The organism is Shivajiella indica (genome assembly GCF_042683085.1).
Lineage (GTDB): Bacteria > Bacteroidota > Bacteroidia > Cytophagales > Cyclobacteriaceae > Shivajiella > Shivajiella indica.
This window is the reverse complement of the sequence record NZ_JBHUIV010000018.1, coordinates 308,097-322,737: the sequence shown is the minus strand read 5'-3', so window position 1 is coordinate 322,737 and position 14,641 is coordinate 308,097. Positions and strand designations below refer to the sequence as shown.

Annotated in this window: 13 protein-coding genes; 1 reads left to right on the top strand and 12 read right to left on the bottom strand. The window is 40.6% G+C overall.

Annotation, left to right across the window (positions count from 1 at the left end; genetic code table 11):
- Positions 1-37: 37 nt before the first annotated feature.
- Positions 38-544 carry a hypothetical protein gene (locus ACFSKV_RS14060; RefSeq protein ID WP_380803963.1) on the bottom strand — a complete coding sequence of 169 codons (507 nt, stop codon included), beginning with the start codon at positions 542-544 and terminating at the stop codon, positions 38-40.
- A gap of 90 nt (positions 545-634) precedes the next feature.
- Positions 635-1,810, bottom strand: coding sequence for a DmpA family aminopeptidase (locus ACFSKV_RS14055; RefSeq protein WP_380803960.1), 1,176 nt, complete (start codon positions 1,808-1,810; stop codon positions 635-637).
- Between the two features lie 130 nt (positions 1,811-1,940).
- Between ACFSKV_RS14055 and ACFSKV_RS14050 the strand changes: the two genes are divergently transcribed.
- A complete protein-coding gene (locus ACFSKV_RS14050; RefSeq protein ID WP_380803957.1) occupies positions 1,941-2,786 on the top strand; it encodes a 3-keto-disaccharide hydrolase in 846 nt (281 codons plus the stop codon).
- Between the two features lie 2 nt (positions 2,787-2,788).
- On the opposite strand, the gene ACFSKV_RS14045 is transcribed toward ACFSKV_RS14050, so the two are convergent.
- The 10 genes from ACFSKV_RS14045 to ACFSKV_RS14000 form a co-directional block, all read right to left on the bottom strand.
- On the bottom strand, positions 2,789-3,517 hold the full coding sequence (locus tag ACFSKV_RS14045; protein WP_380803954.1) for a gamma-glutamylcyclotransferase family protein: 729 nt from the start codon (positions 3,515-3,517) through the stop codon (positions 2,789-2,791).
- Between the two features lie 6 nt (positions 3,518-3,523).
- Complete coding sequence (locus ACFSKV_RS14040) at positions 3,524-4,417, bottom strand: alpha/beta hydrolase fold domain-containing protein (protein WP_380803951.1); 894 nt, start codon at positions 4,415-4,417, stop codon at positions 3,524-3,526.
- 41 nt (positions 4,418-4,458) lie between these two features.
- Positions 4,459-5,793, bottom strand: a complete 1,335-nt coding sequence (locus ACFSKV_RS14035) for a YfcC family protein (protein WP_380803948.1) — start codon at positions 5,791-5,793, stop codon at positions 4,459-4,461.
- Between the two features lie 580 nt (positions 5,794-6,373).
- Positions 6,374-8,458 (bottom strand): penicillin acylase family protein, encoded by a 2,085-nt coding sequence (locus ACFSKV_RS14030; protein WP_380803945.1) that lies wholly within the window; start codon positions 8,456-8,458, stop codon positions 6,374-6,376.
- A complete protein-coding gene (locus tag ACFSKV_RS14025) occupies positions 8,455-8,940 on the bottom strand; it encodes an ester cyclase (RefSeq protein ID WP_380803941.1) in 486 nt (161 codons plus the stop codon). Before ACFSKV_RS14025 ends, ACFSKV_RS14030 begins: the two co-directional genes overlap by 4 nt.
- A 436-nt stretch (positions 8,941-9,376) precedes the next feature.
- The gene (locus ACFSKV_RS14020; RefSeq protein WP_380803939.1) at positions 9,377-10,816 is read right to left on the bottom strand and encodes an amidohydrolase family protein; all 1,440 of its coding nucleotides are present in this window, start codon (positions 10,814-10,816) and stop codon (positions 9,377-9,379) included.
- 19 nt (positions 10,817-10,835) lie between these two features.
- The gene (locus ACFSKV_RS14015; RefSeq protein ID WP_380803936.1) at positions 10,836-12,176 is read right to left on the bottom strand and encodes an amidohydrolase; all 1,341 of its coding nucleotides are present in this window, start codon (positions 12,174-12,176) and stop codon (positions 10,836-10,838) included.
- Between the two features lie 51 nt (positions 12,177-12,227).
- The gene (locus tag ACFSKV_RS14010; protein ID WP_380803934.1) at positions 12,228-12,893 is read right to left on the bottom strand and encodes a DinB family protein; all 666 of its coding nucleotides are present in this window, start codon (positions 12,891-12,893) and stop codon (positions 12,228-12,230) included.
- A 4-nt stretch (positions 12,894-12,897) separates the two neighbouring features.
- Positions 12,898-13,836, bottom strand: coding sequence for an NAD-dependent epimerase/dehydratase family protein (locus tag ACFSKV_RS14005; protein ID WP_380803931.1), 939 nt, complete (start codon positions 13,834-13,836; stop codon positions 12,898-12,900).
- 40 nt (positions 13,837-13,876) lie between these two features.
- On the bottom strand, positions 13,877-14,638 hold the full coding sequence (locus ACFSKV_RS14000; RefSeq protein ID WP_380803928.1) for an SDR family NAD(P)-dependent oxidoreductase: 762 nt from the start codon (positions 14,636-14,638) through the stop codon (positions 13,877-13,879).
- Positions 14,639-14,641 lie beyond the last annotated feature (3 nt).

Below are 14,641 nucleotides of genomic sequence, written 5' to 3'. Positions count from 1 at the left end.
AATGGCAAATAGGTCTGTGGGCTTAGGATGGACTTAATTACACCTCCAATTTCAGTATTTCCGAAAAATATTTTTTAAGCTCCTTTTCTTCTTTGATATCTACTTGGCCATCATCCATTACATCAGTTAGGATAGCATACATTTCTTTGAAAGGGGATAAACTTAGCATCGTAGTATTTTCTTCCAGCCACTTTTTTAGGACATAAATTTCATATTTATTGATCTGCTCATCGGCTAAAATACCATAACAGATTCCCTGGAGCATCTGAATTCTGGCCTCCACAGTTTCAGGAACGCTCAGCTGAGATTTATATTTTTTGAGAATAGACTTCAATTCATCTATTTCCTCAGATGTCATCGTACCCCCATCAAGAATGGATTTTATTTCCTCAAAGAATTCCTTAAAGGGTGATTGCTGGCAGAGACCTTCATGCGCTTGGCACCAGAGTTTCATCTCTTGGAATTGTCCCCTGGTTATCCTTCCGTCGCTGCTGATACCAAAAATTATCCCTTTAAAATGATTAAATGGCTTTTGTGTTTTCATAGCCTGTTAACAAAAGTTACTTTGAAAGTTAAGGATTTTGATTTTTTATAATTTACCTTATTTAAATGAATTTTAGGACCTTTGTTGAATCTATTCATTTAACCGGTTGTATTTTTTGAGTAGATCAATGACCAGGTCATGAGGCAATGCATAAGACTTGTTTCCATTGATACCTTCCATGGTTTCTGCTGCGATCATGGCATTGATGATGGCTTCTTCCACTGCCTGGGCTGTAGCTTCCAATAATGGATCGATCAAATCGTTGGGTAGCATATCTACTTCCGAGAACTTAACGCGTTGAAAAGCATCGGGATTGGCTGTGGAGAAGGCAATAAAAATATCACCCGAACCATTGGTTCCGATTCCTCCAGTTCTTCCGATTCCAATAGTGACACGCTGTGCAATCCGTTTCAATTGGTGCGGCAACAAAGGGGCATCAGTCGCCACCACTACAATAATAGACCCATCTCCTTCTTGACGGTAGGATTGTGGCGGTAATTTCAGTTCATTGTTCAAGGTGTCCAACAATTCCATTCCCACAGGAACGCCTGCAATAATCAGGTTAGGCTTTCTGCCAAAATTAGCTTGGACCAAAGCACCCAAGGTGAAAGATTCTCCCTTGATTTTTACGATACGGGATGAAGTTCCTGTTCCTCCTTTGAAACCCAAACACATCATCCCTGTACCTCCTCCCACATTTCCTTCAGCAATCTTTCCGCTCGAGGCGTTATTGATTGCTTCAAGTACGTGTTCTTCTTTTACATGAAATCCATAGATATCATTCAAAAAGCCATCGTAAGTCTCCGCTACCACAGGGTAAGTGTACCACCATTCCTCTCCTTTGTACCAATCTGTATCCACGTACCATTTCAATACGGCGTCCCTGACCACGCCGACGCTATTGGTATTGGTAATCATGATCGGGGTTTCTAAAAAACCGGATTCAGTCAGCCAAGTGGTGCCGGTCATTTCCCCGTTTCCATTCAGACTGTACCAATTGGCAAAAACAGGACTGAATTTATTTGCTTTTCCCCGCGGAAAAATGGCAGTGACGCCTGTCCTTACAGGACCTTTGCCAACGATATTTTCACCGCTACCTGAGATGATGGTGCTGTAACCCACTTCGACTCCTTTAACATCGGTGATCGCATTGAATGGTCCCGGAGTACCATCATAAGGGACACCCAAATCTCTGGCTCTCGGTTTTTGGGAATAGGCGATAGATAGGTTGAGGATAAATAAGAGGAAAACAATTGACCTTTTCATGTTCTTTATTTTGATCATTCAAAAACTTAACTTTTCAATATAATCATTTTCAAATTCTTTCCGATTTGGGTTAGACTTTTACCCTTTTCTTTTCTTGAAGAATGATTAACTTTAACCAAACCCCAAAAAAATGCCCAAAGCTCACATTTTCCTTATTGCTTTTGCGCTTCTTGCATCAATATCCTGTAAACCTGAAAACCAATGGGAACCACTTTTCAATGAAAAAGACCTCACTGGTTGGGACACCTACCTGGGACCGCCTTGGGTGGCAACGTCGGACTCTACTGTGGGGAGGTCTGATAGGCCAATTGGACTAAATATCGACCCCTTAAGCGTATTCAGTGTGGTAGAAGTGGATGGACAGCCTGCAATACGCATTTCCGGGGAGCAATGGGGCGGCTTATCAACTACCCAAGAGTATCACAATTACCACCTCAGCCTTCAATTTAAATGGGGCGAAGCAAAATACAAACCCCGCGACAAAAACAAAAGGGACAGCGGGATACTGTACCATGCCGGGGGACCACATGGGGCAGACTATGGTTTTTGGATGCGCTCACAGGAGTTTCAGGTGCAGGAAGGCGATTGCGGTGACTATTGGGGCGTGGCTGGCGGAATCATGGATATACTGGCAAAGAAGTCTGATGACCTTTATGTCTATGATCCTGAAGCAGAACTATTGACATTCAGTGATTCCAGCGCTGTGGGAAGGCGGTGCGTAAAATACCCCGATGCCGAAAATCCGACCGGTGAATGGAATACCCTGGAACTTTATTGCTTTGGCGATACAACTGTGCATGTAGTAAACAACAAAGTAGTGATGGTGCTTTACAACTCACGTTACATGACTGAAACAGGCGAATTGCCACTTAAAAGCGGCAAAATCCAAATTCAGTCCGAAGGAGCTGAGGTTTTCTACAGGGACATCAAAGTCAAAAGGATATCTAATTTGCCAATTGTTTTAATAAACAATTAGCATCAATATTTGAAACCTGCCTTTAATTCCTCCAACTTCTCCATTGCAGGGTCTGTCAGTACTAATTTATGAGTTTCGTGAAGAATAGCAGGATCAAAAGGTTCAGTAGATTTATTATACTCCATTTCAAAATCCTTTCCCCAATACTTGAAAGCATCTTCAAGAATTCTCACATAAGCCCGTTCAACGGTATTTTGGGTATAATCATTATTTGGCTCCAAGGTATAATCAGGAAGTGCTTTATAAGCGAAAACAGGTCCTCCAACTATGGTATATCCCTGGATCAAATGAGTCACATCAAACCGCTCATATCCCAACTCCCAAGCATCATAAGTAGGTAAATCAGCCACTGGCACAATGTATAGCACGCCATTGATGACCGTGCCCGGATCTTCCCGGATATTGAGGTAATGAAGGTATTTGGGAAAAATAGTATCCCCATCCATCAAGATAAAATCCTTGGAGTAACTGCCGTCTACATTGATAGTAGGGAGATCTGCAGGCCAGGCAAATGTCCATGAACGCTTGTAGCCTTTGAGCTGTGCAGGCAAAAATGGACCATCATAGGCCTTGTCCAAGAGTCCGATTTCAATCAGATTTTTGGACATCAAGGATCCATAGCCAAACATGCCCACATGGCCATCCGGAATGGTGAATGTTTCCATTTTCTCCTTACAACTTCCAAGAAGTAGGAAAGCAGCTGAAATCATTAAATTAGATATTAGTTTCATATATTCTTATAAACCATCCAAAAACTTAAATATCTCAATATAAGCATTTTCAAACTCCTTCTGATTGGGACTGTGCTTTCCTTCAGGTATAAAAATCCTGATATCTTCATCCTTTCTCATCAGGGGAACAAACTTTTCAAAAGTCACCGGAGGAATCTGATCATCAAGGCCACCATGCCACAGAAAGATGGGCGGATCTTTTGGATCAAAGTAAGTAATCGGTTCATAGATGGCAATGTTCTCTTTGGTTTCATAATCATCAGGAGGGAAAAGGGCTTTTCCTGCTTGACTGAATAAGTCGTATTCGTGGTCTGAAAAAATGCTTTCAACCAGATCCAAACCGTCAACAGGACCGGAAAAATTGATAATACCGACGATTCTGATCCCATCATTTAATCTATTCGAATATTCCGGATTGTTTTGGCTTAGCCCTACATTGGTCGCTATATGCGCTCCAGCAGAAAATCCTGTCACAATCACTTGTTCCAGATTCAGACCATAGTCTCCATTGTTGGCTTTAAGAAAATTCAAGGCATTGGTCAGGTCACTTGTGGCCAATGGTATTCCTCTTTTCAAGCGGTAATTCAGATTGACGACATTCAGGCCTTTCTTGAGGTAAGGTTCAATGTACCTTTCCTCCTGACTTTTATCGCTTAAATAGTAAGCTCCTCCATGAAGGAATACAATAGTGTAATTCCATTTTCCAAAGGATGTAGCATTTTGGGAAAGGTAAATGTCCATCACCTGTTCCGCATCTGAACCATAGGAAATGTTTTTTAATACTTTGTAAACTGTTTCCTTTTCCGTAGCCGACAGGTCTGCTGTGGATGTCAGTCTTTTGGAGCAGGAGGAGAGAATTATTGAAAATAGGAGGATCAGGTAGATGTCAGTTATTTTCATGGCAGAAATGGTTCCATTGCTCTAATTATATTTTTGAAGTTTTATTCATATCCAAATTGTACTGCTATTAAAATTGCAATAGCCGCAATTCCCATGATCAATAAGGTAGGTTTTATGATATACTTGATCCAATGATTGTATTTAATTCCTGCAAGGGCTAATACTGCCATTAAAGATCCATTTGTAGGCATGATTATATCCATCATGATGGCCCCGTACTGATAGGCAAGAACGCACACCTGCCTTGAAAGTCCAATCAAATCAGCCAGCGGGGTTAAAATAGGCATCGTCAGAATAGCCTGTCCTGAGTAGCTGGGTATTGGAAAATGAAGAATGGCTTGAGATATCATCATAAGGACTCCAGAAACGGAAGGAGGTACGTTTTGCAATGGGGAAAAAAGTCCGAACACAATAGTGTCAACAATGAATCCCTCACTCATGATTATCGAAATACTGTTTGCAAGACCAATAACTATACAAGCAAAAATCATTTCTTTAAAACCGTCAATATATATCTCAGTAGTCTTATTGAAATCAAAACCTGCAATAAATCCGCATACTAAACCTAAACCAAAAAAGCACGCAGACATTTCAATAAAACCCCAGCTTAGCACGATCAATCCATAGGTTACGACACTAAAGGTGAATGCAAGTAATGCCAAAATTATTTTGTTTCTGGCAGTTAGACCTTCTATATCCAATTCCAGTTTAGCTTTTTCCACACGGTTTTTGCTGGCATACCGAACGATGTAAAATGTCCAAACCACAGCTGCAATAAGCAGAATTATTAACCTGTACTCCGTACCTGATAGTAATTCGAGCTCTGCTTCTTTCTGGGCAATCACCACTCCAAAAGGATTAAAAGGGCTAAAGGCAGCACCTAAAACAGCTGAACCATAGCTGGCTGTTACAATTGTTGATGGATTGTAGCCAAGGGTCAGTCCAAACAATAGTAAAACAGGGGTCATTGCTATAATCTCTTCTTGTAAACCAATGGTAGCTCCAGCAGTCAGAAACAATAATATGATAATGCTTAGGGCGAATACCTCTTTTCCCTTCAGCAGTGTGATGAGTTTATTTAAACCCTGATTGAGTGCTCCCGTCTTTTCAATTAAATAGAAACATCCCCCGAGCAGTAGAATTAAAACCATTAAATCCGCTCGCCCGGCAATACCCTTGGGGATTGCTAGGAGTGCATTGAAAGCTGAGAGATGTGGTGCTTCTTTTCGTTCATATGAATCTGGTACAACAATGGTTCGATTATTTATAGTGTCAAGTTCTCGCTGATAGTTTCCTTTCGGAATGATATAAGTCAGTATCCATGCAAAAAGTATTACAGAAAGTATGATGACGAATGCGTTAGGGAATTTATTCATTCAGTTTAAATGCTTGAAAAACATATTCTAATCAACTGATCATTAAATTGAAATCAAACCGATGAAGGATGAAACACCTGATTTACTGTCCGAGGCAAATGGTTTTCTGTCCGAAGCTAAAAAATGCTGTGGGCTCAACAACGGGTTGGATCCCCGTTATTCAGAAGATTAAAAATATGGGGTCACCGAGGTTTAGACGATCCTCTAGATGAGTTTCAGAAGTTGGCGAGAACCTATCTGCAGGCAGGTAAGCAATTACTTTAGCCATCTTTGTGCCTGTTTTCGTTAATTTCTTATTTTGATAAAAGTTCAATAGTCTTATCTATATCTTTTATTATTCCATCAAACCAAAGCTGATCTACTTCAGTACTTACGAAAATATCTTTAAGTTTTGTATAAGTTTCTTTCTTTTTTAAAAATGAAACAAATTCTTCGTCAGATAAATCATAATCGGGATGTTTTGGTAGAGCATGTTTAATATCTAATTTTTCAAAATTATAATGATATAAGAAAAGTGTCCTGTTTTCTTGCTTCCAAATTGTATTAATTTTTCTAGCCTCTTTGTAGTTCTCTATTACTGTTACATATCGTTTTTATTTTCTTTTAGCTCCATATTCGTCTCTTGATCACTTCGTTTAAACCAGATATTTCTTAGTTCATTCTTGCTAAACATTTCCAGTTGGTCTCCATAATGCTTGTTATCAGGGTTAGATGAATTCCCATAAGTCAATAGTCCTTTAGCCTTGACTTCTTCTCCCATTTCAAGAACAAGAACGAAAGTGTCTCCAAAATCGCCAATGAATTCACCCTCTTCATTTGGACTGGTATACATAATTCTAAATACTCCTAAATGCTGAGGCCCTCCCGTTCCTGGATATTCCAAATCACCCATTTTCAACTTGTAATAATCTCCATAAGGAATTTCAAGTGCAGGATATTTGGTCAAATGATTTTCTGTAGCTTTTCTTATAATATCAATAATTTCATCATTATCTACAAATCCATCGGGGGTATTAATAGGGTCATTAGGATTCCATAGTTCTTTTAATACATTGCCAAGTCCAAAAGGGCTGATTTGCTTTTCCTCAGCCCAAGTATTGGTAAATTCCATAAATAACATGGCACCTAGACTATTGGCATTATATGAACCATCCCATTTTGTCATTACATCAATAGCCGCCAAAACTAAAGAGTCGGAAGTTTGGTTTTTTAAAGCAAGAAGGTCATCATGTAATCGTATTGCTAATTCTGCTTTATTATCATGTTTTAATGCTACTAAACGATCAAAAGAAATACTATCCTCTTCATGCATCAACCTGGCGGCACGTTGTGGTCTAAACCGCATGTTATTTGGTGCAATATGAGATGCAAAATCGTCAGGATCTAAAACTGTAGGCAGTGTATTTGTAAATGGAGGGTCATTTGCATTTTGCAACCAGCCAGAAGGAGGATTGACTACAATAGGCAACTCATCGCTAATATAATAATCGGTCCAAATATCCTCACTTGAATCCCCAGATACAACATCTTGCCATTTGTCCCAGTCGCCATTTTTTTTAGGTACAAGTCCACCAAAATGATGCATGATGTCTCCGGATTTATCTGCATAGACTGTATTTAAAAAGGGCATTTGTTGCAAGGCGAGAGCATTTTTCATGTCTTCTAAATTCTGAGCCTTCGCCATAAAATCGTATTGTTCAATCAATGGGGTGAGGTCATCCATCTGTGCAAATCGAATCGCCAATGCCGTGTTTTCAGTCTCTTTGATGACAATGCCATGCTTTGTACGCTTTCTGGTAAATACATGCACCTTCATCGTACCATCTTCTTGTAACTCTTTAATGGTATAGTCCTGTGATTCAAATGGAAGGCATTGGCTGTCTAGTAAGTAGGAATCACCTTCTTTTTTAATTTCAAACAAGTCAGTATTATCAATGGTGTTTACCGTATGTGCCCATGATACATTATCATTGAAACCCATTATTATTGAGGGATTTCCGATAAGGCTCACACCATACATTTTGTATTCATTTGTAATAAACTGTTGCTCATGCCATAAAAACAGATCTGACCACCATAAATGCGGATTGGCAACCAACATTGCATTTCCAGTGGAAGTTTTACTTCCTGAAAGTGCCCAAGAATTTGATCCACCTTCTATTTTTTGATTGGATAAAAAAGTGCCTCGAATAAGAAATTCATAATTTATTACTCGAAAACCGTGGGCAATGATATCATTTGGTGTAACAGGTAATACCTTCTTGTACTTTTCGTCCAGCTCGTTGCCGTTCTTTTCAGCATAGGCATTAATACCTGCAGCAAAAGATTGAAGTATTTCTTGATATTTAGGCGTTAAGTTATCGTAAGCAGGTTCCAATTGTTCGTAAAGACCTAAATGATGCAATGCCTTATTAACCTCAAAGCCCTCTCCCCATAATTCTGCACTTGTACCTCTGGCTTCTCCGTAAAGTTTTAGAATGAGATTTCCATGATTTTTCATCTGTCCCCAAGCTGACATAAAATACAAGTCATTATCCGAAGTAGCATAGATATGTGGAACACCATATGTATCCCAAAGGATTTCATTTTCGGTTATTGAAGTAGGCTCTTGCTTACAAGAAGTCAAACATAATGTTAGAATTAGGAAGATATAAAGGTTTTTCATTGTCTGGTGAGTTGATTTTTCAAACTTAATGCGTCAGGGAAACCCCATTGCTCTGCTATTTTACCATCAACTATTCTGTATATAGAGGTTTCATAGATGGTTACTTTAATACCGGTAGCTTCAAGTCCTTCGAATGCTCCCTGATGGGTACCTGTCGATTTATATCTTGTTACCACTTTGTCTCCTTCACTTACCATATCGACGATTTCTTCTTTCCAGTCCGGAAATATTTTTCTATGACTTGTAATTGAATATTTTGCTCCTTCAATTCCTTTCCACTCAATTCCGTTTATAAAGTGGCAGACAAAATTGGGTGCCAATATTTTATCCAATTCCGAAACCTGTCCGTCACTCCAAATACTATGATAATTTTTCACAACAGCCCGGTTAGCGTCCAGGTCAATTTCTTGTTTATCTGAACTACAGCTGTTTATAAACATACAGGTGCTAAGCATCAGGACTGCACAGAGTGATTTTTTCATTTTGGGGTTTGTTTAAGTTATGCTGAGTTATTAAAATTTGATATTTACAGAAAGGGGAAAGACATCAAAATGGACGTCATTCCGAGGTACGAGGAATCTCAAAAGGTCCTATTTGGTTTCAAATTTATCATTTCCTGAACCTTGTGAGATGCTTCCTGCGTCAGCATGACGACCGCTCCGAATTCTGTCATTGATAACCTGCGTAGGCTGAAGTGAAGGATTTCCGAAATTTTGAAGAATCCTTCCTTAGCACCAATTGACAGATTTAAAAACTTCCCCTCGACAAGCTCGGGGACCGGAAGTTTAGGTTTTGTAGGAGTGGGGAGGGAAATGCGGCTCTGCCGCATTTCCCTCCCCACTCCTCTTATTTTTTCTTATCCGGTGGCCGAGCTTGCCGAGGCCCAACCATTTAATCTGTCATTGGTAATTTCCTTTACTAATAAAACCCAACTTTACCCCTCACCGACTCAAACAATTTCTTTGAATCATAGCCTACCCCTTTTTTGAAGACATACTGCACTTTGCGCAAATCACTGATGTTCTTGGAAGGGTCTCCGTCAATGATCAACAGGTCGGCAGTTTTTCCGATTTCAACCGTTCCGATTTTATCTTGAAATCCCAATGCAATTGACCCGTTCATTGTCGCAATCTTGATCGCTTCCAATGGGCTGAATCCATCCGCTTCCACCAATAATTCAATCGCCCGCCAGTTTCCAAAGCCTGCAATCGTGCCTCCATTACCCGTCGGGTCGGAACCTACTGTGAGCAATCCCCCCATATCATAAAACATCTTCTCCATTTTGGCATTGTTCGCAAATACACTGTCATCAATTGTTGAGCCTGGGGAGGATTTTATCCTGGACAACATGTTGAGGTAGTACTCCTTATTGGTGGGCGAAAAATAGCTGAGTAACTCCTCGGAAGGCTCAGGTTGGGTTGAAATACTGCCTTCCATGACCGCCAAGGTTGAAGTGACAATTACTTTCTTATCAATGAGGAATTGCAACAGGTTCCGGACCTCATCGCTGTTGACATCCAAGTTGGCAAGCGATGGATCGAGATTGGGGGGACATTGATTTTCTTCTTTGCCTTCCACAAAATCTGAACTCGCGTAAAAGCCATGTTCCAATTGATCGATTCCCATTTCAGCTGCTTCTCTGTAGGTTACCGCACACAAATGCGCAGTAATTTTCAGGTTTCTCTCATGCACGGCATCTATGGCAGCTTGCAGAGAGGGTTTGTCTAAGAACATGTATCCCTTAAAGGAAGTGAAACCCTGATCTGCCCAATAATTGACAAAAGCACGGGCATCTTTCGGGGTTTCGATTCTGGGCATTTGAGCAAAAAAGGAGCCCTTCCTTTCAAGATAGGGAGCTGTAACCTCCATCGAAGGACCTGGAATCTTTCCCTCGTCTATGTCCATTTTGAGGTTCAAGTCTGAATATGGCTCTATACTCCCAGCTGTCCTGATGGTGGTAGCACCAGCCCCTAAATAAAGCCTCGGAAAAGTAACAGGTGTTTGTTTCAAATGGGCCATTCTTGGCGCAAAGGAATGACCTGAAATATACATATGTTCATGCAACATGACCAAGCCCGGCATCAAGGTTCTGCCATCCATGTCTATGATTTTTGCCTCTAAAGTTGGGCTTGCATCGGCATCGTTACCAATCCAAGTGATTTTACCATTGCTGATCATAATGGTCTGATTGGCTTTGGCAGGATTGCCTTTTCCATCGATCAACAAAGCATTTTTAAAGACGATAACAGCATCCTGGTATGCAATGTACTTTTGGGTCTCTGCACTGAATTCCGTTTGGGAAAAGCCAAACAAGGAAGAAAAGGTAAGGAAGAGTAAAAAAGAAATCGTTTTTTTCATAAAATTTAATTTTGTGAATTCAATGACTTTCTAAACTCCAATTTTTATTCATCTCCGCATAATCAAACACCATATTGCAGAAAGCAATGACACCTAATTTAAATGCATTGTCGTCAATTATAAATTCAGGCGAATGATGTGGAGCTGCTGTCATAGGGTCTTGGCCTTTTGGCATTCCTCCTACAAAAAAGAATAAACCCGGCACTTCCTGAGCAAAAAAAGAAAAATCTTCAGCAGGAGTCATCGCGGGTACAAGAAATACGTTTTCAATTCCCGCTGATTTTTGGAGGGAAGGAAGCATGGACTTTGTAAGCTCCACATTATTGAATGTTACAGGGTATTGAGTTTCGTAAGGCAACTCTACCACTGCTGTGGCTCCAGCCCCTTCAGCTGTTTTTTCTGCAATTTGTTTGATACGACTATAAATCAAAGTTGCATCCTCATTGCTAAACGACCTTACATCGCCAAGCAGCTCCACTTTTGTAGGAATAATATTAGCACGGTTACCTCCATTAATTGCGCCAACAGTTACTACCGCAGCATTTTCCGTAAGATTCACATTTCTGCTTACAATTTGTTGAAGATTGATTACGATTTGAGAAGCAACCAAAACCGGATCAACAGAAAACCATGGTTGTGACCCATGACTGCCCTTACCATTTACAGTAATCTTAAAGTCTGCAACGCCTGCCATGGCTCCGGCAGGGCGATAAGAAATTTTACCTACTTCCAATTGAGAGAGCAAATGCAATCCGAAAATCACATCCACGTTATGATTTTCCAATACACCTTCTTTCACCATTAACTCCGCACCGCCCTCTTCGCCTTTAGGTGCACCTTCTTCTGCTGGTTGAAAAATAAATATCACGGTGCCTTTCAAATCTTTTTTCATTTCAGCCAATATTTCGGCAACACCCATTAAAATGGCCACATGTCCATCATGACCACAAGCATGCATCACCCCTGTTTCTTGGCCGTTATATATCGTTTTCACTTTAGAGGCAAAAGGCAAATCATTTATTTCCTCTATAGGCAAAGCGTCCATATCTGCTCTTAAGGCTATAACAGGCCCAGGTTTATCACCTTTTAAAATACCCACTACCCCTGTAAAAGCAATCTTGGTTTTTACTTCCATACCAAGCGATTGTAAATGTTTGGCAACGAGTTCGGCAGTACGAAACTCCCGATTTCCTAATTCCGGGTTTTGATGAATATCCTGTCGCCAAGCAATTACTTTATCCTCTATTAAATTGGCTTTTAGGGCAATCAATTCGCTGTAATTACTTTTCTGTGCCAAAAGCTGAAAAGAAAGTGTATTGAGCAGTGCAATGGTGACGAGGGTTGTAACTTTTATTTTCATTTTATTGAAAAAGAAATTTTTGTTGTAAACATGTCTTTTTTTAATCTTACCTTACCCCCTACTGAATTTACCTCCGGGAAGCCTGGTTTTGATGTATTTGAATTGCCCGTTATGGTTGGACTCATGTTCGCAGACATGGAACCACTTGCAATAGTTATTGGTAGGTCCCCAAGGCCACTCTTTATCCACTTTCATAAGCCAATTATCATCTCTTTTCTTAAACTCCTTGATGGTATTTTCCCGCACTTCCGTCATGATTTCCAGGTAATAATCCAAACTATTTCCTTTAATGGTTTTTCGGGCTTCGTCACCAAGGTTCATTGCTACCTCAAAGCGATCTAAATCTTCCTTACTAAAATCTCCCCATTCCTTTCCCTCGAAAGTATGGATCTGATAAAACCGCTCCGTGGCAGCCAAATGGAGCAACATGGCGCCAATGGAGTTAGAGTTTTCATCCAGTAAAAAATCCAGTTGTTCCACGCTCATCCCTCTGACAGGCATCAAAATCACATCCCGCATCCAAGTCATCATGGATAGCAAGGTTCCGATATGAAGTGAAAAACCATCTCTGGGACCCATTACATTGATTCGATTTTCGGCCGGTAGAGGTGAAGCCGTACTTAATTGTGGCAACATGGTTAAACCAAAGGTACCTGATGTTATAACCGCAGCAGATCTCATGAAATCTCTGCGGGTAGACGGATGGATATTTTTCATTTTCTTAGGAGGAATAGTTATTCAAAGGAATGCTGACAGGCTTAAATGCTATTCCCAAGTGCTTTGTTGCCAAAGCAGAACTGTAAACAATTTCAGGCTTGCCTATTGGAGGTTGATTGTTGAGCATCAATGTCACATCCGATACCCTGTAACTTTCCCCTGATAAGAGATAGTTTTTTCCATGTATGTTTTTGGTGGTAGCCGCTTTGAAAATTGCATCGGCAACATCTTCTACATCCACCAATGCCCACAATACATCCAAGTCATAGATCATTTGTATAAATGGATTGGGGGCAATTTTATTTTTAAACAGAAATTGTATCCCTGTTGAAGTGGAATCCTGTCTGTTTGACAGCGATTTTCCCATTACACCCGTCGGAGAAACAGAAGTAATTTCAAAACTTAGATCAGGGTGGTCTGCGATGAATTTATTGACCGCCTGATTGGCTATAAACTTTGCCTGGGCATAAGGAATGCCTTCTTCGCTCATAAATGGCGCATCATCTTCAGTGATTTGATCCCCTTCTTTTTTTCCCTTGGGTAAAAATGGAAAGCTGGTGTTGTAAGCCGCCACAGATGCAATAAAAACTACTTTCTCAATTCCAGGAGTCTTAAGAACTGCTTCGAGGAAGTTTTCCGTACCCTTGATGGTCGGGTCAAACAGTTCTTTCTGAAGGTCTTTCACATCCAATTGAAAGGGAGTCCCTCCGTGAATGACTAATTCACAGCCTTTCAAAAAATCCAAAAGCTCCTGTTTGTTTTCCACATCCAATTGAGCGATTTCCAGGTTCTCAGCATTTTTGAGACTGAGCAAATGTTCATACTTTTCTTTTTTGGAAAGGTCTGTGGTAGATACTTTTACCTTGTATCCTTCATCTAAAAATTTTTTGGTGTTGTAGCTTTCTATAAAGCCTGAACCCCCGATGATGCCTACTGTTTGCATGATTGGTCTTCCTTTAGAGTTGATTAAAAGATTAATAATATTATAGAGTCAGCGTCAGTCCACCATCCGTAAGAAGGGTTGATCCTGTGATATAACTTGAGTCATCAGAACAAAGGAATACAATGGATTTGGCGATTTCCTCAGGTTGGGCAGCTCTTTGCAAGTGAACCGTAGGGAGCAAGCCCTTGTCATACAAATCATCACCTGCAATTCCCCGCAATCGACGGTGCATTGGTGTATCCACCACTCCCGGGCATAAAAGATTTACCCGAATTCCCTTTGGTCCCAATTCCGCCGAAACACTTGAAGTCAGTCCAATCAATCCATGCTTAGAGGTGACATAAGCGGATCCGGTTGGAAAACCCAAGAAAGAATTGACAGAACCAATATTCACTATGGCCCCGCCATTGGCAGCAGCAAGCATGGCTCTGGCTTCATACTTCATGCAGAGGAATACACCTTTGAGGTTGATGTCCATCACCTGATCCCAGTCTGCTTCCAAAAGGTCGGTAACACTGCCAAAATTGCCTTCTATACCGGCATTGTTCACAGCATAGTCAATTCGACCAAATACTTCGATAGCATGCGCCACCATGAGCTCCACTTCAGTAGCTTTTGAAACATCGGTAACAATTGCACTTGCTTTTCCACCATCTGCTTCAATTTCCTTCACCAATTCATCGAGTTCTGCGCCTCTTCTTGCTGATACAATAACTTTTGCACCTTTTCTTACAAAAGCAAGGGCTGTTGCTCTGCCTATGCCACTGCTGGCACCTGTTATCAATGCGACTTTATCTTTCATCTG